The 24485-nt window shown below is 38.6% G+C and carries 25 protein-coding genes and 1 pseudogene; 13 read left to right on the top strand and 13 right to left on the bottom strand.

The window, feature by feature from the left end; genetic code table 11:
• Nucleotides 1-31: 31 nt before the first annotated feature.
• From modD to C0975_RS00975, 8 genes and pseudogenes are all read right to left on the bottom strand, one after another.
• Nucleotides 32-877 carry a ModD protein gene (gene modD / locus C0975_RS00940; RefSeq protein WP_101774531.1) on the bottom strand — a complete coding sequence of 282 codons (846 nt, stop codon included), beginning with the start codon at nucleotides 875-877 and terminating at the stop codon, nucleotides 32-34.
• A gap of 17 nt (nucleotides 878-894) precedes the next feature.
• The gene (locus C0975_RS00945; RefSeq protein ID WP_101774532.1) at nucleotides 895-1494 is read right to left on the bottom strand and encodes an ABC transporter ATP-binding protein; all 600 of its coding nucleotides are present in this window, start codon (nucleotides 1492-1494) and stop codon (nucleotides 895-897) included.
• 1 nt (nucleotide 1495) lies between these two features.
• Nucleotides 1496-2293: an ABC transporter permease gene (locus tag C0975_RS00950; protein WP_101774533.1), complete on the bottom strand. Its 798-nt coding sequence runs from the start codon at nucleotides 2291-2293 to the stop codon at nucleotides 1496-1498.
• Nucleotides 2268-3005, bottom strand: coding sequence for a molybdate ABC transporter substrate-binding protein (gene modA, locus C0975_RS00955; protein WP_101774534.1), 738 nt, complete (start codon nucleotides 3003-3005; stop codon nucleotides 2268-2270). Before modA ends, C0975_RS00950 begins: the two co-directional genes overlap by 26 nt.
• Before the next feature lie 153 nt (nucleotides 3006-3158).
• Nucleotides 3159-4802, bottom strand: a complete 1644-nt coding sequence (gene groL / locus C0975_RS00960) for a chaperonin GroEL (RefSeq protein WP_101774535.1) — start codon at nucleotides 4800-4802, stop codon at nucleotides 3159-3161.
• A gap of 84 nt (nucleotides 4803-4886) precedes the next feature.
• Entirely contained in the window at nucleotides 4887-5177 is a 291-nt protein-coding gene (locus tag C0975_RS00965; RefSeq protein WP_101774536.1) for a co-chaperone GroES, read from the bottom strand.
• Between the two features lie 90 nt (nucleotides 5178-5267).
• Nucleotides 5268-5732, bottom strand: a complete 465-nt coding sequence (locus tag C0975_RS00970; protein WP_101774537.1) for an FxsA family protein — start codon at nucleotides 5730-5732, stop codon at nucleotides 5268-5270.
• Nucleotides 5733-5875: 143 nt separating this feature from the next.
• Nucleotides 5876-7457: pseudogene (locus C0975_RS00975) on the bottom strand (AbgT family transporter).
• A 325-nt stretch (nucleotides 7458-7782) separates the two neighbouring features.
• Here C0975_RS00975 and aspA point away from each other — a divergent pair.
• On the top strand, nucleotides 7783-9201 hold the full coding sequence (gene aspA, locus C0975_RS00980) for an aspartate ammonia-lyase (protein ID WP_101774538.1): 1419 nt from the start codon (nucleotides 7783-7785) through the stop codon (nucleotides 9199-9201).
• Nucleotides 9202-9341: 140 nt separating this feature from the next.
• Here aspA and glyS read toward each other — a convergent pair whose 3' ends face one another.
• The 5 genes from glyS to glyQ all read right to left on the bottom strand — a co-directional run bounded on the left by glyS (nucleotide 9342) and on the right by glyQ (nucleotide 13820).
• The gene (gene glyS, locus C0975_RS00985; RefSeq protein WP_101774539.1) at nucleotides 9342-11411 is read right to left on the bottom strand and encodes a glycine--tRNA ligase subunit beta; all 2070 of its coding nucleotides are present in this window, start codon (nucleotides 11409-11411) and stop codon (nucleotides 9342-9344) included.
• Nucleotides 11412-11440: 29 nt separating this feature from the next.
• A complete protein-coding gene (locus C0975_RS00990) occupies nucleotides 11441-11821 on the bottom strand; it encodes a hypothetical protein (RefSeq protein ID WP_101774540.1) in 381 nt (126 codons plus the stop codon).
• 162 nt (nucleotides 11822-11983) lie between these two features.
• Complete coding sequence (locus tag C0975_RS00995; protein ID WP_101774541.1) at nucleotides 11984-12607, bottom strand: glutathione S-transferase N-terminal domain-containing protein; 624 nt, start codon at nucleotides 12605-12607, stop codon at nucleotides 11984-11986.
• 17 nt (nucleotides 12608-12624) lie between these two features.
• The gene (locus tag C0975_RS01000; RefSeq protein WP_101774813.1) at nucleotides 12625-12888 is read right to left on the bottom strand and encodes a hypothetical protein; all 264 of its coding nucleotides are present in this window, start codon (nucleotides 12886-12888) and stop codon (nucleotides 12625-12627) included.
• A gap of 29 nt (nucleotides 12889-12917) precedes the next feature.
• Nucleotides 12918-13820: a glycine--tRNA ligase subunit alpha gene (glyQ, locus tag C0975_RS01005; RefSeq protein WP_167383016.1), complete on the bottom strand. Its 903-nt coding sequence runs from the start codon at nucleotides 13818-13820 to the stop codon at nucleotides 12918-12920.
• A gap of 249 nt (nucleotides 13821-14069) precedes the next feature.
• Between glyQ and C0975_RS01010 the strand changes: the two genes are divergently transcribed.
• The 12 genes from C0975_RS01010 (at nucleotide 14070) to fis (ending at nucleotide 24482) form a co-directional block, all read left to right on the top strand.
• Nucleotides 14070-15314, top strand: coding sequence for a DUF2254 domain-containing protein (locus tag C0975_RS01010; protein WP_101774543.1), 1245 nt, complete (start codon nucleotides 14070-14072; stop codon nucleotides 15312-15314).
• Between the two features lie 99 nt (nucleotides 15315-15413).
• A complete protein-coding gene (gene menB / locus C0975_RS01015; RefSeq protein ID WP_101774544.1) occupies nucleotides 15414-16271 on the top strand; it encodes a 1,4-dihydroxy-2-naphthoyl-CoA synthase in 858 nt (285 codons plus the stop codon).
• Nucleotides 16272-16337: 66 nt separating this feature from the next.
• Nucleotides 16338-16499, top strand: coding sequence for a hypothetical protein (locus C0975_RS11300; protein WP_167383013.1), 162 nt, complete (start codon nucleotides 16338-16340; stop codon nucleotides 16497-16499).
• 2 nt (nucleotides 16500-16501) lie between these two features.
• On the top strand, nucleotides 16502-17488 hold the full coding sequence (gene menC / locus C0975_RS01020; RefSeq protein ID WP_174674036.1) for an o-succinylbenzoate synthase: 987 nt from the start codon (nucleotides 16502-16504) through the stop codon (nucleotides 17486-17488).
• 72 nt (nucleotides 17489-17560) lie between these two features.
• A complete protein-coding gene (aroQ, locus tag C0975_RS01025; RefSeq protein ID WP_101774546.1) occupies nucleotides 17561-18013 on the top strand; it encodes a type II 3-dehydroquinate dehydratase in 453 nt (150 codons plus the stop codon).
• Nucleotides 18014-18172: 159 nt separating this feature from the next.
• The gene (gene accB, locus C0975_RS01030; RefSeq protein ID WP_101774547.1) at nucleotides 18173-18637 is read left to right on the top strand and encodes an acetyl-CoA carboxylase biotin carboxyl carrier protein; all 465 of its coding nucleotides are present in this window, start codon (nucleotides 18173-18175) and stop codon (nucleotides 18635-18637) included.
• A 101-nt stretch (nucleotides 18638-18738) separates the two neighbouring features.
• Complete coding sequence (accC, locus tag C0975_RS01035; RefSeq protein WP_101774548.1) at nucleotides 18739-20085, top strand: acetyl-CoA carboxylase biotin carboxylase subunit; 1347 nt, start codon at nucleotides 18739-18741, stop codon at nucleotides 20083-20085.
• A 65-nt stretch (nucleotides 20086-20150) separates the two neighbouring features.
• Nucleotides 20151-20405: a YhdT family protein gene (locus tag C0975_RS01040; RefSeq protein ID WP_101774549.1), complete on the top strand. Its 255-nt coding sequence runs from the start codon at nucleotides 20151-20153 to the stop codon at nucleotides 20403-20405.
• Nucleotides 20405-21838, top strand: a complete 1434-nt coding sequence (gene panF / locus C0975_RS01045; protein WP_101774550.1) for a sodium/pantothenate symporter — start codon at nucleotides 20405-20407, stop codon at nucleotides 21836-21838. The genes C0975_RS01040 and panF overlap by 1 nt, the downstream gene beginning before the upstream one ends.
• A gap of 241 nt (nucleotides 21839-22079) precedes the next feature.
• Nucleotides 22080-22961 carry a 50S ribosomal protein L11 methyltransferase gene (prmA, locus tag C0975_RS01050; protein ID WP_101774551.1) on the top strand — a complete coding sequence of 294 codons (882 nt, stop codon included), beginning with the start codon at nucleotides 22080-22082 and terminating at the stop codon, nucleotides 22959-22961.
• Between the two features lie 242 nt (nucleotides 22962-23203).
• On the top strand, nucleotides 23204-24202 hold the full coding sequence (gene dusB / locus C0975_RS01055) for a tRNA dihydrouridine synthase DusB (protein WP_101774552.1): 999 nt from the start codon (nucleotides 23204-23206) through the stop codon (nucleotides 24200-24202).
• Nucleotides 24183-24482, top strand: coding sequence for a DNA-binding transcriptional regulator Fis (fis, locus tag C0975_RS01060; protein WP_005723276.1), 300 nt, complete (start codon nucleotides 24183-24185; stop codon nucleotides 24480-24482). The genes dusB and fis overlap by 20 nt, the downstream gene beginning before the upstream one ends.
• Nucleotides 24483-24485 lie beyond the last annotated feature (3 nt).

The raw sequence follows: 24485 nt of genomic DNA on the forward strand, positions 1-24485 counted from the left end.
AATTTATTTTTGTATGTAGCAAAAAGTTGATCTATTGTTTTTCAATAATCACTTTAATATCTTCTGGCGGGGCATAATAAGGGGCAGAAGTAATAAATAGATCAATTCCGAGTTTGGCATAATCTGCTACGTTATGTTTATTTACGCCTCCTGCTACTGATAGTTTGATATTTTGCTGTGTTGTTTTTAAGTATGTTAATGCTTGTTTTACTTGCTCTGGTGAGAATTTATCCAATTGAATAATATCGGGTTGTGCGTGAAGCATGTGCTGAAATTGCGTGAGATTATCTACTTCGAGCGTAATTTTATGTTCAGGAGCATTACGTTTTAGTGTTGCGACAATATGTTGCCAGTCTTCAGGGCTATCCAGTAAGTTACGATGATTAGTAAATACTAATAAGGTTTCACTAATCCCTTGCCGGTGAATATGCCCACCAGCAGCAAGTACTGCATTAGTCGCTAGTTTTCTTGTACCAGGAATACTTTTACGTGTGCAAGCAATTACCGCATCAGGATTAATTGCTCTTGCGTTGGCGAGCATGTCTGCTGTATATTGTGCAACACCACAAGACCATTCAAGCACTAATTGAACAACTTTCCAAGCTTGATGTAATTTATCTGCCGAATCGACCGCACTTATCAGCACTGTATCTGCGCTTACATAATCACCGTCATTCACATAGATTTTGGGGTTAATCTCTAGCTTTTTCAATAACTTCTCAGCAATATGAATGCCTGCCACAATTCCTGTATTTTTACGTTTAAATAATATTTTGGCTTGAGTGTTCTCAATATCTAAAGCATGCGTAGTGAGATCTCCACGATAAATATCTTCAAGTAAAAAATCATCAAGCTCGTTATCTGAAAAATAAATCATAGTGGATTCCTTTTTAGTTAATTAAGTTGCCCTTGGTGTAATTGGATTTGTCGATCTGCAAGATAGTCAGCTTCTTTAGGCTCATGTGTCACCAATAAAGTTGTAATTTGCGCTGTTTGAATTAAGCCTTTAAGCATTGTCCAAGTATGTTGTCTCGTTTCCCAATCAAGTGATGAAAATGGTTCATCCAGTAGTAATATATCTGGGGGATTAATGAGTGCTCGTGCTAATGCTGCACGTTGTTGTTCACCGCCTGAAAGTTGATGTGGATAGCGATCAATTAAGTGATCGATATGTAGTTTAGCCAATAATTGCAGTTGTTCAGCGCGAAGTGCGGTTGGTTTTGCCAAAATTAAGTTGCCAGCAACAGTTTTGTGTGGAAATAAATATAATCGTTGATTTAGATAGCGGCAATTACGTTGCCAAGGTGGGATTGAGCTGAGATTTTTTTGAGCTAACTCAATCTTACCTTGATAATCAATATAACCAGCAATCGCATTCAGCAAAGTAGTTTTTCCACTACCAGATTGTCCAACAACAGCAACACATTCGCCTGTTCTGAGGTGTAAATGGATATTTTTAAGAATTCCTGCATATAAGTGTTGAATCACTAGCATATTAGATATTCCGATTAATCGTACGCAATAAAAATAAGAGGCAGGCTGAAATAAAGAGTAGCCACAATGAGGCACCAACTGCAATCTCAAAATCGCCGCTCGCAATATTGAGATAAACTGCCATAGGTAAGGTTTCTGTTTTAAAACGCGTTGCACCAGCTAACATTAATGTAGCACCAAATTCACCTATTGCTCTTGACCAGGCAAGAATAGCACCGCATAGAAGCGGCTTCCAACACATGGGTAATTCTATTTTTAGTAACGTATTAAAAGGGGATAAGCCCAGATTATAAGCAACAAGGCGATAGCCTACATCTAACGCAGAAAATGTGCCACGTGCATTACGTAGCATAATTGAGCTTGCAATGTAAGTTTGGGCAATCACAATACCAATAGGGCTAAAAATCCACTGACTAATAAAAGGGACTAATTGACTTACAATACCCTGTGAATTGAATAAAAGTAGTAAACTTAGTCCAGTGACGAGAGGAGGTAAAACCATAGGTAAATCAAGGATAGTATCAATAAACTTCTGGAAAGGTAACTGCACTTGACTCATGACCCATGCTGAAGGAATCGCAATACAAAGCGCGAGAATAAGTGACAATAAGAAAGTACTAAGTGACATCAGCAGCGCAAAATGCAATTCAGGATCAGTTAATATGATCTTAAAAAAGTGCATATCTAGCTGGGTGATTAAAGAAAGCACTGAACCTAATACAATCAAGAGTAAGATAAGTAATGGTAACAGTGCTAATTTTAAACTGGCGCTTTTATTTAGCAGGTAAGAAACCTTCATCCGTAAAATATTTTATACCTTGTTCTGATTTGAAAAGTTCAAGTAACTGTTTAGCTTCTTTTGGATTTTTGCTTGAGGTCAGTAATGCAATAGTGACTTTTTCTTCTGGTGTACCAGCAGGGTTTGGTAGTAAATCCAGTTTATCACGTACTTTCCAAGCGCCTGAACGTCCTATGACAGCGGCATCGACATCACCATTTAATAAATACAACATAAGCTGCTTCACAGTGGCTGCTTTTACAACGATTTTGTCATTTAATTCTTTTTGATAGCCTGATAATTCAATGATTTTCTCAGCCCCTTTACCAAGAGCCATGGCTTTGCTATCGCCAATACCTAGGCGTAAGTTACTCTCAGCAAGGGCTTTGAAAGAATCAATTCCTGAGCTTTTGTCTTTACGAATTGCCATGACAGGAATATGTAAGACTAACGGTGCTGATTCTTTAACGTCACCTGTTTTTTCCAGTTTTTCTACGTAATCACTTGAACCTGGTAAGTAAAGATCGCCTGTTTTGACAGTATTATAGCGAGCAAGGAGTTGCCCTGAACCTGCATATTCAATCGTCACTTTATTGCCAGTTTCTTGCTCGAATTTTTTGACAATTTTCTCAACGGGATCTTTTAAACCTGCACCAGCATAAAGGTATAAATCGGCAGCTTGCACTGAAAGTGCGCTCATCATTAATGTTGAAAGTGTGATAAGTTTTTTCATTTGTATCTCCTTGATTTAAAGGAAACCCAATATAGCATATCATTATATAATTTGTAATATATCGAGCTTGAATGGAGGAGATGAGTAGATAATTTTTAACAAAAAAAGACTGAGTTTTTAAACTCAGTCTTTTTTAATTTATTGGGAGAGAGATTACATCATACCGCCCATTCCACCCATGCCGCCCATACCAGCTGCACCTAGATCTGCTTTGTCATCTTTTGGTAAGTCTGTCACCATACATTCTGTCGTGATCATTAAACCAGCTACAGAAGCGGCGAATTGTAATGCACTACGAGTTACTTTAGTTGGATCTAGGATACCCATTTCGATCATATCGCCGTATTGTTCTGTACCTGCGTTATAACCGAAGTTACCTTCACCATTTTTCACTGCGCTTGCAATTACAGAGGCTTCTTCACCAGCATTAGCGACGATTTGACGTAATGGTGCTTCCATTGCGCGTAACGCAAGTTTGATCCCAACATTTTGCTCTTCGTTATCGCCTTGAAGACTCGCTACTTTGCTTGCTGCACGAATTAATGCAACACCACCACCAGCAACGATACCTTCTTCAACAGCAGCACGTGTTGCGTGTAATGCATCTTCTACGCGTGCTTTTTTCTCTTTCATTTCAACTTCAGTTGCGGCACCCACTTTAATTACAGCCACACCGCCAGCTAATTTAGCGACACGTTCTTGTAATTTTTCTTTATCATAGTCAGAAGTGGATTCTTCAATTTGCTGACGAATTTGTGCTACACGACCTTGGATTTGGGCTTCATCGCCAATACCGTCAATAATAGTAGTATTGTCTTTATTGATAACAACACGTTTTGCTTGACCAAGATCTTCTAAAGTCGCTTTTTCTAATTCCATACCGATTTCTTCAGAAATCACTGTACCCGCAGTGAGGATTGCGATATCTTGCAACATCGCTTTACGACGATCACCAAAACCAGGCGCTTTTACTGCGGCTACTTTGACGATACCGCGCATAGTGTTCACAACTAAGGTTGCAAGTGCTTCACCTTCGACATCTTCAGCGATAATTAATAATGGTTTACCTGCTTTCGCAACACCTTCTAGCACAGGAAGTAATTCGCGGATGTTAGATACTTTTTTATCTACTAATAAAATAAATGGATTATCTAATTCAACGGTTGCGGTTTCTGGTTTGTTGATGAAGTATGGAGACAAGTAACCACGATCAAATTGCATACCTTCAACTACAGCGAGTTCGTCTTCTAAGCCTGTACCATCTTCAACAGTAATGACACCTTCTTTACCGACTTTATCCATTGCTTGCGCAATGATTTGACCAACAATACTGTCCGAGTTTGCAGAGATGGTACCAACTTGTTCGATTTCTTTTGAAGTTTCACAAGGCTTAGATAGTGCTTTTAATTCAGTGACTACGGCTGCTACTGCTTTATCGATACCACGTTTTAAATCCATTGGGTTCATACCTGCTGCAACTGCTTTTAAACCTTCATTGACAATAGCTTGTGCTAAAACCGTCGCTGTTGTTGTACCATCACCAGCAGCATCGTTAGCTTTAGATGCTACTTCTTTCACCATTTGCGCACCCATGTTTTCGAATTTATCTTCTAATTCGATTTCACGTGCTACTGACACACCGTCTTTAGTGATTGTTGGTGCGCCGAAAGATTTATCTAAAACTACATTACGACCTTTAGGACCTAAAGTGACTTTTACTGCGTCAGCTAAAATATTGACACCTGCTAACATTTTTACACGTGCATCATTACCAAATTTAACGTCTTTTGCTGCCATTTTTATCTTCCTTATTTATGTAGGACGGGTTTTAACCCATCGTATTCACTTTAATTAAATGATGGGCTATAGCCCATCCTACTTTTATTCAACAATTGCTAAAATATCGTTTTCAGAAATAATTAATACTTCTTCGCCATCAATTTTTTCTGATTTTACACCATAACCATCATTGAAAATGACGGTGTCACCAACTTTCACATCTAAAGGCTGTACTGTACCGTTTTCTAAAATGCGACCTTTGCCTACTGCTAATACTTTGGCGCGAGTAGATTTTGTTGCGGCAGAACCTGTTAAGACAATACCACCAGCAGATTTAGTTTCAACTTCTTCACGTTTGATGATCACACGATCATGTAATGGACGAATATTCATTTAATTACTCCTTAATTAAAAAAGTTATTTTACTTAAAACGTTTTCTTAATATGTGGGAGATTTCATCGGTTTCAAGGGGAAAAATGAAATTATTTTATTTTTTTATCTTCATCGACTTGTTTTTCATATTCTGCTTCAAATACGTTACTGTCTTGCTGAAAACCTTGCTGTGTTTTACGGAAAAAGCGAGTATGGAAGAATTGAATTTTATTGGCAATCAGATTTTCTATCCATAAGCCTGTTGCTGGTATTAATAGAACAAGCCCAAGTAGGTCGGTCAGAAAACCTGGGATAAAAAATAAGATACCCGCAACAATCCAAATTCCCGATTTTAATAATGAACGAGTAGGAATTTCACCACGAGAGAGTTGTTTTTGGACATTAAGCAAGGTATACCAACCTCGTGCGCGAATCATTAATAACCCAAATACTGAAGACAAAATAAGTAAAGCAATTAAGCCTAAAATGCCAATTGTAGAACCAATCCAAACGAGTAGTGATAGCTCTATATAGATAAATAGAAAGGCAAGGAGAATAAATAAAATCAGTGGCATATTGTTGTTTCCTTATTAGCGCGGTATATGTTGATTTTATAGATGGTATCAAACTTTTAAAATTTCAACCGCACTTTTATATAAAGTAGCAATAATAAAGCTCACATAATTATGTGAGCTTGAGTAATAGGAATTTTATTTTTTTATTGTGCAGGATGTGCAGGATAGAATATCGGTGAATTTGGACCTACTGGTAAGCCTAGTACAAATACCCAAATAAAGAACATTGCTGACCAGGCGATTAAAAAGGCGATTGAGTAAGGTAACATCATTGAAACTAATGTACCTACACCAGCATCTTTTTTATATTTAATTACGGTTGCCATAATTAAACCAAAGTAACTCATCATCGGAGTGATAATATTCGTTACTGAGTCATCGATACGATAAGCGGCTTGAATGATTTCAGGTGAATAACTCGTTAACATTAACATTGGTACAAAGATTGGTGCTGTTACTGCCCATTGTGCAGAAGCAGAACCGATCATTAAGTTAATAAAGGCACAAATTAAGATAAAGCCCATAAAGAGTATGCCACCATGTAAGCCGACTTCATTTAAGAAGTTAGCGCCTTTTACTGCAATATATTGACCAATATTAGTCCAGTTAAAAAACGCGACGAATTGGGAAGCAAAGAAGATAATAACCAGGTATAAACCTAATGTATTCATCGCTTCTGCCATTGCATTGACTACATCTTTTTCACTGCGAATACTTTTGGTGACAACACCATATACTGTACCTGGTAGGGCAAATAGAATAAAGATAAAGGCAACAATCGATTTTAAGAATGGTGAGCCTGTGACTAAACCAGTTTTAGGATCACGCAAGATACCATTTTCAGGCACAACACTCCAAGCAAGTAATGCGCAAAGAATTAAAAATACTAAGCCTGCATATTTTAACCCTTTACGTTCTAATGGGGTGACTTCATTCGAATGTTGTAGATCGATTTCATCTTGTGATAAATGACTGTTATAAGGGCCAAGCTGTGGTTCAACGATTTTTTCAGTGATGAAATAACCAATGAAGGCAATCACAAAAGTACTTGCTGCCATAAAGAACCAGTTTGCCTCTGGACCTACCGTATAAGTCGGATCAATAATTTGGGCAGTTTGTTGAGTAATCCCTGCTAATAATGGATCGATAGTTCCCAATAATAAATTCGCAGAATAACCGCCAGAAACCCCAGCAAAAGCAGCAGCAAGACCTGCAAGTGGATGACGACCAAGTGAATGGAAGATAATTGCGGCTAATGGAATCAATACCACATAGCCTAATTCTGAGGCAGTATTAGAGAAGAATCCCTGCAAATACAATTGTGAAAGTCGTTAGTTTACGTGGTGATTTAGTCACTAATAAGCGCATAACGGCAGAGAGTAAGCCTGCTTTTTCGGCGATACCTACTCCAAGTAATGCAACTAATACCGTGCCTAATGGCGCAAAGTTGGTAAAGTTTTTGACGAGATTAGTTAAGATTCGGCTTAAGCCATCAGCGTTCAGTAAGCTGACAACGTAAATCATGCCATCAGCTGCACGACCTTTAGTACCTTCAGGACGAGGATCGGGTACTGCTAACCCAAAATATTCACCTAATGCGGAAGAAATTAATAGTAAAACAATAAAAATCATAAAAAGAGTGACAGGATGCGGCAGCATGTTGCCTAGCCACTCAACAGTATGCAGAAATTTACTGCCTTTCTTTTGTTGTTGTGTTGTATTCATATTTAGTCCTTCTATTTTCAGCATGATACAAGGGCTACGATGATTTTGCCCAGTGGCAATCTATCATGCTCTGTATAATATTCAAACAAAAAAGTTAACAAAGTATTAACAAGATCAAATTATTTTGTTTCTATTTCTGTTATCCTAATTAAATCTATATGTATAAATTTTTATATAGCTATTTTTTAGATTAGAAAAAGTAATCTGAAAGATAAAAATATGTCGTGGAGTGGACAGTTAAAATGTGACCGCGATCAAATTTTTAGCATATTCATTTCCCTATAATAGGCGACAACTTGTTCAATACTCGAGATGGAGGATTAAAATGGTGGCAACAAGAAAAGAAGTGGATTTACTTGGTGAACGTGAAGTTCCAGCAGAGGCATATTGGGGAATTCATACTTTAAGAGCGGTAGAAAATTTTAACATTTCAAATGCGGTTATTTCAGATATCCCTGAATTTGTGCGTGGTATGGTTATGGTAAAAAAAGCAACAGCATTAGCAAATGGTGAGCTTGGGGCAATTCCAGATAAGATTGCTAAGGCAATTGTTGCAGCTTGTGATGAAATTTTGACAACAGGCAAATGTTTAGATCAATTCCCTTCCGATGTTTATCAAGGTGGTGCAGGTACTTCTGTCAATATGAATACAAATGAAGTTGTCGCAAACCTGGCATTAGAAATTTTAGGTCATAAAAAAGGGGAATATCAGTATTTAGATCCGATGGATCATGTTAATGCTAGCCAGTCTACTAACGATGCTTACCCAACAGGATTTCGTATTGCTGTATACAACAGCATTATGAAGTTGGTGGCGAAAGTACTTTATTTACAACAAGGATTTGAAAATAAAGCAAAAGAGTTTTCTCACATTTTAAAAATGGGGCGTACTCAGCTACAAGATGCTGTACCAATGACAGTTGGTCAAGAATTCAAAGCATTTTCTGTCTTGCTTGATGAAGAAGTACGTAATTTAACTCGTACTGCCGAGTTATTACTTGAGGTCAATTTAGGAGCAACTGCAATTGGAACAGGATTGAATACGCCACAAGGTTATGCGCCTTTAGCGGTGAAATACCTTGCAGAAGTAACAGGCTTGCCTTGTACATTAGCTGAAAACTTGATTGAAGCAACATCAGATTGTGGCGCTTATGTGATGGTACATGGTGCATTAAAGCGCACTGCAGTGAAATTATCTAAAGTGTGTAATGATTTACGCTTGTTATCTTCAGGTCCACGTGCTGGTTTGAATGAAATTAATTTACCAGAGCTACAAGCAGGTTCTTCAATTATGCCTGCAAAAGTTAATCCAGTGATACCAGAAGTGGTGAATCAAGTTTGCTTTAAAGTGATTGGTAATGATACTACAGTGACCTTTGCTGCGGAAGCAGGTCAATTACAACTTAACGTAATGGAGCCAGTGATTGGGCAGGCAATGTTTGAATCGATTGAGATTTTAACGAACGCTTGTGTCAATTTACGTGATAAATGTATTGATGGTATTACTGTGAATAAAGAAGTCTGTGAAAATTATGTCTTCAACTCAATTGGCATTGTCACTTATCTAAATCCATTTATTGGTCATCATAACGGTGACTTAGTCGGTAAAATTTGTGCGAAAACTGGGCGAGGAGTGAGAGAGGTTGTGCTAGAAAAAGGCTTACTCACTGAAGAGCAGCTTGACGATATTCTGTCAGTTGAAAACTTGATGAACCCAACTTATAAAGCCAAATTGAATAAGTAATTCATCAAAATTTGTTTAAAAGTGACCGCACTTTTTGCTATGGCGATAAAAGTGCGGTTTATTTTTATCAAGTTTTTTGCTTCAAGAATAAAAAAATAGCACTGAGTTAACAGCGCTATTTTTAAGTTTTATTACACTGACTATTGAAGTAATGAAATATCTGCAACTTGTAAGAAGAGATTACGTAAATTATTCAGGATTGCTAAACGATTTTGGCGTAATTTCTGATCTTCAGCATTCACCATTACATTATCGAAGAAGGTATCTACAGGCTCACGTAATGCAGCTAAGCGATCTAACGCGGTTTGATATTCGCCTTCGACAAATAATGGGGTTAATTCAGTCTGTAAAGCAAGTACTTGTTCTGCTAAGACTTTTTCAGCTATTTCAACACATAATGCCATATCAATGTTTGCTGTTAATTCACCTTCAACTTTTGCCAAAATATTGCTTACACGTTTATTCGCCGCGGCTAAGGCTTCTGCTGCATCAAGAGTGCGGAAGTGTGAAACTGCACGTACACGAGCATCAAAATCTGCTGGACGAGTTGGACGGCGAGCTAGTACTGCTTGGATGACATCTACCGCAATGCCTTCATCTTGATACCATGCACGGAAACGACCTAGCATGAAGTCAACCACTTCTTCCACTACATTTACATTCGTGAGTTTGTCACCGAAAAGTGCGGTGGATTTTTTCACAATTTCTTCAAGATCAAGCGGTAAGTTCTTTTCAACAATAATGCGTAACACACCTAATGCCGCACGACGTAGAGCGAATGGGTCTGCGCTGCCTTTGGGTTGTTGCCCGATACCGAAAATCCCCGTGAGCGTATCGAATTTATCTGCTAAGGCAACTGCACTGGCGACTAACGATTTCGGCAATTCATCACCAGCAAAACGTGGCATATATTGCTCATTTAAGGCAACGGCTACTTCTTCGTCTTCGCCATCGTGGCGTGCATAGTGCATACCCATCACGCCTTGTGTATCAGTAAACTCAAATACCATATTGGTCATTAAGTCACATTTTGACAATAAACCCGCACGTTTTGCTTTAGTTTCATCTGCGCCGATCTGTCTAGCGATTTCCCCCGCAAGTTGTTCAATTCGTGCCGTTTTGTCACGTAATGTACCAAGTTGTTGTTGGAACAACACCATTTCTAAGCGTGGAAGCTGATCTTCTAAACGCTGTTTTAAATCGGTTTTGAAGAAGAATTCGGCATCGGTTAAACGTGGACGAACCACTTTTTCGTTACCTTCAATAATTTTGCTTGGGTCTTCTGGATTGATGTTCGACACGAAAATAAAGTGCGGTAACAATTTGCCGTCTTTGTCATAAATAGGGAAATATTTTTGGTCACCTTTCATGGTGTAAACCAAGGCTTCCGCAGGCACAGCAAGGAAACGCTCTTCAAATTTAGCCGCTAGTACATTTGGATATTCCACAAGCGAAGTCACTTCATCAAGTAAATCGTCTTCAATATCCGCCACGCCGCCAAGTGCGGTGGCTTTCTCTTGCGATTTTGCCAAAATCATTTCACGACGTTGGTTGAAATCAGCAATCACTGAACCTTTTTCCGCTAACAGTTGTGGATATTGGTCAGCGTGAGTAATTTGGAATTCACGTTCACCTAAGAAACGGTGACTACGAATAGTAGTAGCACTTTGTACGCCTAAGATTTCACCTTCAATTAATTCATCCCCCAATAACATAGTGACAGTATGAACAGGACGAATAAATTGCACGGTTTTGTCTGCCCAACGCATAGGTTTTGGAATGGGTAATTTTGCTAAGGCACTAGCGATAATATCTTTTAATAAATGTTTAGTCGGTTGGCCTTCGATCGTTGCACGATGCACAAGCCATTCACCTTTATCAGTGGCAATGCGTTCCGCTTGATCTACACTGATACCACAACCACGCGCCCAGCCTTCAGCTGCTTTAGTTGGTTTACCTTCACTATCAAATGCCGCTGATACCGCAGGACCGCGTTTTTCAACTTGTTTGCTAGGTTGTGCTGTGGCTAATCCTAACACTTTCACCGCCAAACGACGAGGTGCCGCAAACCATTCTGCTTTTTCAAAAGCTAAACCAGCTTGATTTAACTCGAATTCCACATTCTCTGCGAATGCGGTTGCTAATTTCTTGAGCGCCTTCGGTGGCAGCTCTTCAGTGCCGATCTCGGCGAGGAAGTTTTGTGTTGTCATTGTGTTTCTCTTTAAAAAATATCAAGATTCTATTTCTTTCTCGTACATTTAATTGTTATTTTTTCTGTTTTAAGATCTGTTCCAAATTCAGTATGATAATTTTTATAAAGCATCATAGCTAAAGTCATTCCGCCAAAAAGAACAGCCAATATAATCGCGATTTCAAGTCCTATAAGTATGCCGATAGCCATTAATATTGTGTCCCTTGTTATTTCGAATAGTTCGTCAGTCGCTGATGGGATGAATGCTACGGCAAGGACGATAGCAAATGCGACTAAAGTCAATTTATTGATTGTGGTAATCTTTTTGGCCTTTTTTATTTTTTCGGCTAATTCTCCCTCAATAATGAAACTGGGTTCTTTATTATTTAGAGCTCTTTCAAGGTCTTCCTTCATATTAATGACTAACATTTAGTTTCTCCTTGTCGACATAATTTAGTATTTATAGCACTTTGATTTTGCTAAATCTTCAATATAACTAAAACTAGTGGTATTTCATTTGATAGCACTTGTAGCCTAATGAGTGCCTTTATTTTATTCGCTTCATTAAGATATATACTATCAATGCATCACTCATTTCGGCAGCGTTTCGTTCAGTTCCGTATATTTCTCATTCATCTCCATTGCCCATTGCACTAAGTGTGGTGCGATGTCTTTCAAATTCACACCGAGTTTTTCACCACGTAAGGCGTACCAGTCGATCAAGCAAACAGCAGAAATGGTGCCTAAATTCAGTTCATCGCCGAATTGTACTAAATAACGTTCTAACTCTTTGAAACTGCGGATATTGCGTTCGGTTAATTGTTGATGACGTGCAGTCCACCATTCGTTTTCAGGGCGGAGTAAACGCTCGGAAATAATCGGCAAGGTGTTTTCCATAATGCCGTCAGTTAGCGCGTGCAGTTGCAATACCTTCCAGCGTTGGCTGTTACGAGGCAATAAATGACTCTCTGACTGAGTTTGTGCACCAAGATGATCAAGGTATTCACAAATCACATGACTGTTATACAGCCATTCACCGTTATCCAGTTGTAATGCAGGCACACGCCCAAGCGGATTATCTTGATTGTGCGGTGAATTAGGATCAAAAGAAGATTGAATCGTGTGTAATTCAATTTGATCCTCAAGCTGATGATGTTTAATCACCGCCATCACTTTGCGTACATAAGGACTGGTGTTGGAATGCCAGAGTTTCATTTTTTGCTCCTTAATTTTTAGCCGAAAATGTCTTTTAACTGGAGAATATCGAGAATCACTTGCTCGTCTGCCAATAACAACGCCGGAATGCCAATATAGCCATTTTCTTTCGCTTGCTCAAAAGCGGGATGCTGATCACGCAGTGTTAAAAAACGTTTGAAATTTGCCATAGACGACATGATTTCAACGCTTTCATAGTCCACTTCTAAGCGCGCTAATTCTGCCACAAATGGGGCAGTATCAGGGCAGAGGTTGGCGAAGAATACAACGGGTTTGCTCATCATAAAAATACCTGAAAATGAACCACACTTTATTTACAGCCCGGGAACCCTAAGGCTTCACGGCTTGCATAGTAAGCTTCCGCCACGCCTTTGGTTAATGCACGAATGCGTAAGATATAACGTTGGCGTTCCGTCACGGAAATCGCTTTACGTGCATCCAGCAAGTTAAAGCTATGTGCTGCTTTTAAAATGCGTTCGTAAGCCGGTAATGGCAACGGTTTTTCTAAGGCTAACAATTCGCTGGCTTCTTTTTCGTATTGATCGAAGCAATAGAATAAGAAGTCAGTGTTGGCGTATTCAAAGTTGTAGGTGGATTGTTCCACTTCGTTTTGGTGGAAAACATCGCCATAAGTGGTTTTACCTAATGGACCATCGGACCAGACAAGATCGTACACACTGTCTACACCTTGAATATACATCGCTAAACGTTCTAAACCGTAGGTAATTTCACCTGTAACAGGTTTACATTCTAATCCGCCGACTTGTTGGAAATACGTGAACTGGGTGACTTCCATACCGTTTAGCCAAACTTCCCAGCCTAACCCCCAAGCGCCTAAAGTTGGGTTTTCCCAGTTATCTTCCACAAAACGAATATCGTTTTGAGTGGGGTCAAAACCAAGCATTTTTAAGCTGTCTAAGTAGAGTTCTTGAATATTATCGGGTGAGGGTTTTATGACGACTTGAAACTGGTAATAATGCTGTAAACGATTCGGATTTTCACCATAACGCCCGTCCGTTGGACGACGTGAAGGTTGTACATAAGCAAACGCCATTGGTTCAGGACCTAAAGCGCGTAAACAAGTCATCGGATGTGAAGTCCCAGCTCCAACTTCCATATCAAAAGGTTGCACAACTGTACAACCTTGTTGCGCCCAGTAATCTTGCAGCGCCAAGATCATACCTTGAAAAGTGTTAACATTGAATTTTGTCATAATAGTTTCTTGATAAAATTAGGTTAAAAATAGATCGAAAAATACGCTCTATTATAGGGGAAAGTCGCTTGGGGATAAAGAGTAATCTCTAGTGTGTAGTACGCATTTTGTGCCTTTTCAATAAAGTGCGGTCTATTTTAGCAAAGTTTTGCTTAATCGAACAAAATGGAGCAATTTTACTTGCCTGACAATAAGCAGCTTTTCAGGTAAACTTGGTCATCTTTTAGGCATATATTGAGGAGCTTGCTTATGATGTACCAATGGTTGTTAACATTGAAAAAACCAAGTAATCAACTATGGGTGACGCCTGCGATTTGGGCGTTAGTTACAGTGAGTTTTGTTTTTTCGCTACGTTTGGGGGCAAGAACATTAAAAGCAGGCATTCTACCCGATATCACTCAAGATACCTTAGATGGTTTATTGGATGTGATTGCGTCAAGTATGCTTGCAGTAAGTACTTTTTCTTTATCTATTATGGTGTCAGCCTTTGTTTCTGCTGCAAGTAATGCAACACCGCGTGCGACGGATTTAGTGATGGGCGATCAGAATACACGCACAGCTATCACTAGTTTCATTTGTGCTTTTATTTACGCCATTATTGCTAAAACTGCATTGGGTATGGAGTTTTATGAGCAAAATGGGCGTTTTATTTTGTTTATTAGTACTGTTGCCGTATTAGCTTATTTAATTGTCACTTTGATTCGCTGGGTTTACACCTTATCTCAATTAGGACGCTTAGGGAATACGCTAAGTAAAATTGAAAAAGTGACTGCAAAAGCATTACACCAATACCGTTTAGCACCAAGTATGCAAGCAACGCGAGTCAGTCAGTTAAGCCCTTACGCAAAGCCACTAAGAGCAGGATGTAGCGGCTATTTAACACATATTGATATGCAAACTTTACAATCTCAAGCGCAGCAGCATGATTGTGCTATCCATATTAATGTACGTCCCGGTGAATTAATAACACCAGATACAGTACTTTGTTTAATTGATGGAGAGATGGAAGATATTGCGGTATTACAACAGAGTTTTGTTTTTGCTCGTGAAAGAACTTTTGAGCAAGATCCACATTGGGGATTTATTGTATTAAGCGAAGCAGCACAACGTGCATTATCCCCAGCAGTGAATGATCCTGGTACGGCAATTAATGTCATGACGATAATGATGTCATTGTTGTTAAACGACCAAATTGCGCCACAATCTGATGATGTGGGTTATGATCGTTTGTCTATTAAAGCGCTTGATTTTTGCGAGTTAATTCGTGATGGATTTTCTCCTATATCTCGTGATGGCGCAGGTATTTTAGAAGTTAATTTAGTGATGCAGAAAGTGTTAGCGGGAATTTGGCGTAATGTATCAGAACCTGCAATTGCAGAAGCTGCATTTGAGATGGCACAACTTGCTTTAGCACGTGCGAAAAATGAAATGACGTTTGAACCTGAATTAAACCTACTAATACAAAAGCATCAAGTATTATTTGAACAGGCATAAGCAGATAAAAGTGCGATGAAGAATTAATGACGGCAGGTCAAAACTTCCGCTATAATGACCGCACTTTGTCTTACTAAAAACAATTTGAAGGAATTTATCATGCAAAATCCAAAAGATGATGTACTTTATGCACCGATTGAATGGCAAGATTGCAGTACAGGATATACGGATATCCTTTATCATAAATCTGTTGATGGTATTGCTAAAATTACTATTAATCGCCCTGAAGTACGTAATGCTTTTCGTCCTCAAACAGTAAAAGAAATGATTCAGGCTTTTTCAGATGCGCGTTTTGATGAAAAAATTGGTGTGATTGTTTTAACAGGACAAGGAGAGAAAGCGTTTTGTTCTGGCGGTGATCAAAAAGTACGTGGTGACTACGGTGGGTACAAAGATGATAGTGGTGTACACCATTTAAATGTATTGGATTTTCAACGTGATATTCGCACTTGTCCGAAACCTGTCGTTGCGATGGTTGCAGGTTATGCAATCGGTGGTGGTCATGTGTTACATATGATTTGTGATTTAACGATTGCTGCAGAAAATGCAATTTTTGGTCAAACTGGACCAAAAGTGGGCTCATTTGATGGCGGCTGGGGAGCAAGCTATATGGCGCGTATTGTTGGTCAGAAAAAAGCGCGTGAAATTTGGTTCTTATGCCGTCAATATGATGCTAAAGAAGCGTTGGAAATGGGCTTAGTGAATACTGTTGTGCCTTATACTGATTTAGAAAAAGAAACCATACGTTGGTGTCGTGAAATGCTGCGCAATAGCCCAATCGCATTACGTTGCTTAAAAGCCGCCTTAAATGCGGATTGTGATGGTCAATCGGGTTTACAAGAACTTGCAGGTAATGCCACTATGTTATTCTATATGACTGAAGAAGGACAAGAAGGGCGTAATGCTTTTAATGAAAAACGTGCACCTGATTTTAGTAAGTTTAAACGTAATCCATAATTATCTAGTGTGGTTGAAATTTAGTAAATTTTGACCGCACTTTTCAACACATAAGGAATGAAGTCTATGTTTTCTTGGAAAAAAATCTTTTTTTATAGCTTAATCATGATGTTTGTCGTTGTCCTATTGTTTATAGGTGGAATGTTTGTGTTAAGCAATGATGCCAAAGATAGATGCTTAGATTATGGTGGTCACTACAATGAAGTGACAAAAATATGTGAACAATAATAATGGTTAGAACATTTCATTTATATAAATATTCAATTCCTGTCGATAGTCAGCTGATTTTACGCCATCGTTTTTTGAAAAAGCGTGAAGGGCTTTTGGTTCAAGTTTGTTGTGATGATGCACAAGGTTGGGGCGAAATTGCACCTTTACCTGAATTTAGTCAAGAAACGTTAGAGCAGGCACTTGAACAAACGGTTACTTGGTTAAAAGAATGGACTATGACGACAAATAAATTATCGTTAGAACATTTATATCCTTCAGTGGCATTTGGATTAAGTTGTGCGTTGGCTGAAATGAAAGGCTTGCTTGGTGAAGCTGGCAATTATCAAGTTGCGCCACTGTGCTATGGCGATCCTGATGAACTTTATGCGCCACTTAATCAAATGCAAGGTGAGAAAGTAGCTAAAATAAAAGTGGGTATGTATGAAGCCAATCGCGATGGTTTGATTGCAGATATGTTATTAGAAGCCATTCCAGATTTACAGTTACGACTTGATGCAAATCGTAGCTGGACACTGACTAAAGCACAAATGTTTGCCAAATATGTTAAGCCTGAACATCGTGCACGTATCCAATTTTTAGAAGAACCTTGTAAAACGCCAGCAGAAAGCTTGCAATTTGCACAAGATACAGGTATCGCTATTGCTTGGGATGAAACTGTGCGTGAACCAGATTTTTGTGTAGAAAAACAAGCCAATTTAGCAGCTCTTGTGATAAAACCGACATTAGTTGGTTCGTTACAACGCTGTATCCAATTAATTGAACAAGCCCACCAATGCAGTTTAAAAGCTGTCATTAGTTCTTCAATTGAAAGTAGTTTGGGGTTGACACAATTAGCACGTATTGCTCAACAATATACACCAAATACGGTGCCTGGTTTGGATACACTAGATTTAATGGACTACCAATTAGTTCGCGCATGGCAGGGTTCGAGTTTGCCATTAGTTGGGTTGGATTCAGAATTTGTCGAACCTTTAGCTATGGACTGATAAGACCAGCGAATTACTGTTATTTTAGAAAAAGCAGTTATAATTTTTAAGTTTTAAAATTAGGAAAGCATTATGGCGCAAAAATCACGAATTTTGCTGTTAAATGGTCCAAACTTGAATATGTTAGGGGCACGCGAGCCTAAGCATTATGGGCGTTTATCTTTATCTGCAATTGAACAGCATTTACATGCATTAGCAGACCAGTATCAATTGCAGTTAGACTGTTTTCAATCCAATAGTGAAGAAAAATTGATTGAGAAAATTCATCAAAGTTTTCAACAAGTGGATTTTATTATTATCAATCCAGCCGCATTTACGCATACGAGTATTGCATTACGCGATGCTTTATTAGCGGTTGCGATTCCTTTTGTCGAAGTACATCTTTCGAATGTTCATCAGCGTGAAGCTTTCCGTCACCATTCTTATTTTAGTGATGTGGCTGAGGGAGTTATTTGTGGCTTAGGCGCTCAGGGATATGAATTTGCATTACAGTTTGCACGAGATTTTCTGTTTAAAACACGTTAGATTAAAGAAAATAACGTAAATTTGCAGAATTTTATCGCAAAGTTACTCTTTTTCAGGTAATCTCTCGCACGAGATGTAGAATTAACCAACTTGCACTGGAATATGACACCGGAGTGATAGAAAAGTGCGGTCAAAAAATAATAAGTTAGGACATAGATTATGGACATTCGTAAAATTAAAAAGCTTATCGAATTAGTAGAAGAATCAGGCATTATGGAACTCGAAATCTCCGAAGGAGAAGAGTCTGTTCGCATTAATCGTGGTTCTGCTGCGCCGACAGCTGTGCAATATAGTGTACCTGTGCAAGCACCAGTTGCGGCACCAGCACCTGTAGCAGCAACACCAAGTGTGCCAACACCAGCAGCACCTGTGGCAAGTGAAACTGTGACAGGTCATGCAATTCGTTCACCAATGGTAGGTACTTTTTATCGCAGCCCAAGCCCTGAAGCGAAACCGTTCGTCGAAGTGGGGCAAAGCGTGAAAGTAGGTGATGCGCTTTGTATTGTAGAAGCCATGAAGATGATGAACCGTATCGAAGCAGATAAAGCGGGTGTGGTCAAAGCGATTTTAATCAATGATGGTGAACCAGTTGAATTTGATGAAAAACTTATCATCATTGAATAATCAAAAATAACTCTAAATAAGCGATATCATATCGCTTATTTTTCATATTAATTTATTTTAAATAGTGATTTTACTATTTAACTCACAAGTGGAATTTTCTTATGTTAGAGAAAGTTGTTATTGCCAATCGTGGTGAAATTGCGCTACGTATTTTGCGTGCTTGCAAAGAATTAGGCATTAAGACCGTTGCGGTGCATTCCACAGCAGACCGTGAATTAAAACATGTTTTACTTGCTGATGAAACTGTTTGTATCGGTCCTGCGCCTTCAGCGAAAAGTTATCTGAATATTCCAGCGATCATTGCCGCAGCCGAAGTGACGGGTGCTGATGCAATTCATCCGGGGTATGGCTTTTTATCTGAAAATGCAGATTTTGCTGAGCAAGTAGAGCGATCCGGCTTTGTGTTTATTGGACCCACAGCAGATGTGATTCGCTTAATGGGAGATAAAGTTTCCGCGATTGAAGCGATGAAAAAATCTGGCGTACCTTGCGTACCTGGTTCTGATGGACCAGTTGGTTCTGACATGGCAAAAAATAAAGAAATTGCGAAACGTATTGGTTATCCTGTAATTATTAAAGCATCTGGCGGCGGTGGCGGTCGTGGTATGCGTGTTGTGCGTGATGAATCTTCTTTAGAAGAATCTATTGCAATGACTAAAGCGGAAGCTAAGGCGGCATTTAATAATGACATGGTATACATGGAAAAATATTTAGAAAATCCACGTCATATTGAAATTCAAGTATTAGCAGATACACATGGTAATGCAATTTATTTAGCGGAACGTGATTGTTCAATGCAGCGCCGTCATCAAAAAGTCGTGGAAGAAGCACCTGCGCCAGGTATTTCTGAAGAAGTGCGCCGTGATATTGGTACACGCTGTGCAAAAGCTTGCATTGAAATTGGTTATCGTGGCGCGGGTACTTTTGAGTTCTTATATGAAAATGGTGAGTTCTATTTCATCGAAATGAATACCCGTATTCAAGTGGAACATCCAGTCACAGAAATGATTACAGGCGTGGATCTGGTTAAAGAACAATTACGTATTGCAGCAGGTTTGCCACTGTCGATTAAACAAGAAGATGTTAAAGTACGTGGTCATGCTATGGAATGTCGTATTAATGCAGAAGATCCAAAATCGTTCTTGCCTTCACCAGGCAAAGTAGAGCATTTACATTCGCCAGGGGGATTAGGTGTGCGTTGGGATTCTCATGTCTATGCAGGCTATACCGTACCGCCACATTATGATTCAATGATTGCTAAATTGATTACGTATGGTGATACTCGTGAAGTTGCTATTCGTCGTATGCAAAATGCATTAGGTGAAACCATTATTAGCGGAATTAAAACGAATATTCCATTGCATGAATTAATTTTAGCAGATGAAAATTTCCAACAAGGTGGAACGAATATTCATTACCTTGAGAAGAAATTAGGTATGCGTGATTAATTAATCATGCTTGTGTTAAACAAAAAAGTGGATTTGCTCCACTTTTTTTATATATGGATGATTTTATGAGCAAACTTTCTCGTTATAAACAAGCTACTAAGGAAGCTCGTTGGGCATTAGGCTTAACTATTTTGTATGTAATAGGTTGGTGTTTGTGTGCTTACTTACCGAAAGGAACTTCAGGACCCATTGGATTTCCGTTATGGTTTGAATTAGCATGTATTTATTTACCTATCTTATTTATTGTGGTTGCTTATTGGGTCATTAAAATCGTCTATCAAGATATGGATTTAGATCATGAGCAAGAGGAGCAACAATAATGAATTTAGGTATTGTGCTCCCTTTAGTTATCTATTTAACTTTTGTATTTGGTGCTGCGATTTATGCTTATGTAAAACGTCAAAAAGGGGATTTTTTAACAGAATATTATGTGGGCAGTCGCTCTATGACAGGGTTTGTGCTAGCCATGACAACAGCAGCAACCTATGCGAGCGCAAGCTCATTTATTGGTGGACCTGGTGCTGCTTATAAATTTGGTTTAGGTTGGGTATTGTTAGCGATGATTCAAGTACCAGCTGTTTGGCTTGCATTAGGTGCTTTAGGTAAAAAATTTGCACTTCTTTCACGTGAAAGCAAAGCGTTAACTATTAACGATTTGTTACTTCATCGCTATAAAAATAAGTATTTGGTTTGGGTTGCCAGTATTGCGCTGTTAATCGCATTTTTTGCTGCGATGACAGTACAGTTTATTGGGGGGGCAAGATTATTAGAAAGTACGATTGGCATTGATTACCGTAGCGCATTACTGATTTTTGCCTTAACTGTCGGAATTTATACCTTCATTGGCGGTTTTCGTGCTGTCGTCTTGACAGATACGATTCAGGGGACAGTCATGATTTTTGGTACGCTGATTCTACTTGGTGGCGTTATTTATGCAGCTGGTGGTGTTGAAAGTGCGGTGCAAAAATTGACAGAAATTAATCCTGATTTAGTTAGTCCCTATGGACCGAATGAGATGCTTGATTTTCAATTTATGGCATCTTTTTGGATCTTAGTTTGTTTTGGTGTAGTTGGTTTACCACATACTGCCGTACGCTGTATGGCGTTTAAAGATAGTAAAGCCTTACATAGTGGTATGTTAATTGGGACTATCGTGTTAAGTATTGTTATGCTCGGTATGCATTTGTCAGGTGCATTAGGTCGTGTAGTTTTACCTGATTTAACTATTCCAGACCAAGTAATTCCAAGTTTAATGCTACAAGTCTTGCCACCTATTGTTGCTGGTATCTTTTTAGCAGCACCCATGTCTGCCATCATGTCGACCATTGATGCACAATTAATTCAATCTTCATCGATCTTTGTTAAAGATCTGTATTTATCTGCTAAACCTGAAATGGCACAGAATCAGCGTAAAATTAGCTGGCTTTCTTCTCTAATTACGCTAATTTTGACCGCACTTTTAATTCTTGCTGCATTAAATCCGCCAGATATGATTATTTGGCTAAATTTATTTGCTTTTGGTGGATTAGAAGCTGCATTCTTATGGGTTATTATCCTCGGTTTATATTGGGATAAAGCAAATGCTTATGGCGCGATAAGCTCAATGGTAGTCGGTTTAGCAACTTATATTTTGCTCACTTCATTCTCGATTAAATTATTTAATTTCCATGCTATTGTTCCTTCATTAGTATTCGGATTAGTGGCATTTCTAGTTGGGAATAAGGTTGGTGAGAAGAAGATAATTAAGTTTTAAAAAATATTGGGAATGAGTTAAATACTTAGGTTTGAATACTGCTATTGTAGTTTTGACTAAGTGAAACGAATAAATAATATCCTGATTAAGTTACTTTTCTCTTTTTCACACAATTTTTTATAGTGAATGTTGTAGTTGCTAACTTAGTTAAAGTAACTATCTCAAATTGAATCAAAGAATCCGCTATATTCAGGTAGCTTAAGAGAAAAGGATAGTTATAAAGGTAATAAAGGAAAACATTATGGCTTGGATCCAGATTCGAATTAATAGTACAAATATACAAGCAGAACCAATGAGTGATTATTTAGAAGAAATTGGTGCAGTATCTGTCACTTTTATGGATAGTCAAGATACACCAATTTTTGAGCCATTACCGGGTGAAACGCGCTTATGGGGTAATACTGATGTCGTTGCATTATTTGATGCTGAAACTGATATGCAGCAAATCGTTGAGAACCTTAGAGAAGCGCAATATCTTGATGCTAATTCTGCATATAAAATTGAGCAAATTGAAGATAAGGATTGGGAACGGGAATGGATGGATAATTTTCATCCAATGCAATTTGGTCAACGTTTATGGATTTGTCCAAGTTGGCGTGAGGTTCCTGATGAAAATGCAGTCAATGTGATGCTTGATCCTGGTTTAGCTTTCGGAACAGGGACACATCCGACCACTGCATTATGTTTAGAATGGTTAGATGGTTTAGATTTAACCAATAAAACGGTCATTGATTTTGGCTGTGGTTCAGGCATTCTTGCGATTGCAGCATTGAAATTAGGGGCTAAAAGCGCAATTGGTATTGATATCGACCCACAAGCTATTCTAGCAAGCCGTAATAATGCAGAACAAAATGGGGTTGCAGATCGCTTACAGTTATTTTTATCTGATGATCAACCTACAGATTTAAAAGCGGATGTTGTGGTTGCAAATATTCTCGCAGGTCCTTTAAAAGCGCTTTATCCCGTGATTAGTCAACTTGTTAACACCAATGGCGTTTTAGGGCTTTCTGGTATTTTAGCGACGCAAGCATCATCTGTTTGTGAGGCTTATGCACAAAAATTTGCTTTAGAACCTGTGCAAGAACGCGAAGAATGGTGTCGGATTACGGGAAAAATTAAATAGATAATGAAGCTATATTCTAGTACAAAAATTGAACTGAACAATAAATTGTCAAGTTTTATTTAAATTTTAATCAAGAAAACGGTTGCATTGTTAATAAAAATCAAAAAACATAAAAAAAATGCTTTTTGTATAAAAAATATGCTTTGCAAATGAGGCAAAAGTGCGTATTATAGCGACCCTTGTCGGTTAGGGTGGGTGTCAAACTGATAATATCAGGATTTATGATGTTTGAGAGGTAGTAAATGCGAATTGGTTCTTATCAACTTAAAAATCGCATTCTGTTAGCCCCAATGGCGGGAATTACTGATCAACCTTTTCGGCGAATCTGTGCTCATTATGGGGCAGGCTTAACTTTCTCCGAAATGATGTCAACAAATCCACAAGTTTGGCATACAGAAAAATCGAAGCTGCGTTTGGCTCATCACCAAGAGGCGGGAATTAATGCTGTGCAAATAGCAGGTTGTAATCCTGATGAAATGGCGAAAGCTGCTCAAGTCAATGTCGAGTATGGGGCAGAACTTATTGATATCAATATGGGGTGTCCTGCCAAAAAAGTAAATCGTAAAATGGCTGGCTCTGCACTTTTACAATATCCTGATTTGGTTAAACGTATTCTTGATGCTGTTGTTAATGCTGTTTGTGTGCCAGTCACTTTAAAAATAAGAACTGGTTGGGATCGAGATAACCGAAATTGTGTCGAAATCGCTAGAATTGCAGAGCAATGTGGTGTTCAAGCTTTAACTATCCACGGGCGAACAAGGAGTTGTATGTTCGAGGGGGAAGCTGAATATGACAATATCAAAGCGGTTAAGCAACAAATTTCTATTCCTGTCATAGCTAATGGCGACATTACTTCTGCTGAAAAAGCAAAGTATGTTCTCAACTATACCAACGCAGATGCAATAATGATCGGACGTGGTTCATTAGGCAATCCGTGGCTTTTCCAAGTGATGGAAGGCTTAATTGAAAAAGACTCGATTGTTTTAGAGCCAAGTTTAAACGAGAAATGTAATGTGATTTTACAGCATATCCAAGACCTTCATCATTTTTATGGTGCAGAGAAAGGATGTCGTATTGCACGTAAACACGTTGCTTGGTACTTACAGGGAATTCAAGCTAATCCCGTTTTTAGACAGGCTTTTAATGCAATTACTGATCCCAAAGAACAATTGATTGCTTTAGAAGATTTTTTTAATTTGATTCTGATGGATAAAGAAAAAAATGTTAGAACAACAACGTAATCCAGCTGATGCATTAACTGTATCAGTGTTAAATTCACAATCTCAGGTAACAAATAAACCATTACGCGATTCAGTGAAACAAGCATTGCGAAATTATTTATCGCAATTAGATGGTCAGGATGTCAATGAGCTTTATGAATTGGTATTAGCGGAAGTTGAGCACCCTATGCTAGATATGGTCATGCAATATACGCGTGGTAACCAAACTCGTGCAGCGACAATGCTAGGCATTAATCGCGGAACTTTGCGTAAAAAACTAAAAAAATACGGCATGGGTTAATTA

Origin of the sequence: Pasteurella oralis, from assembly GCF_002850605.1 — a bacterium.
GTDB lineage: Bacteria > Pseudomonadota > Gammaproteobacteria > Enterobacterales > Pasteurellaceae > Pasteurella > Pasteurella oralis.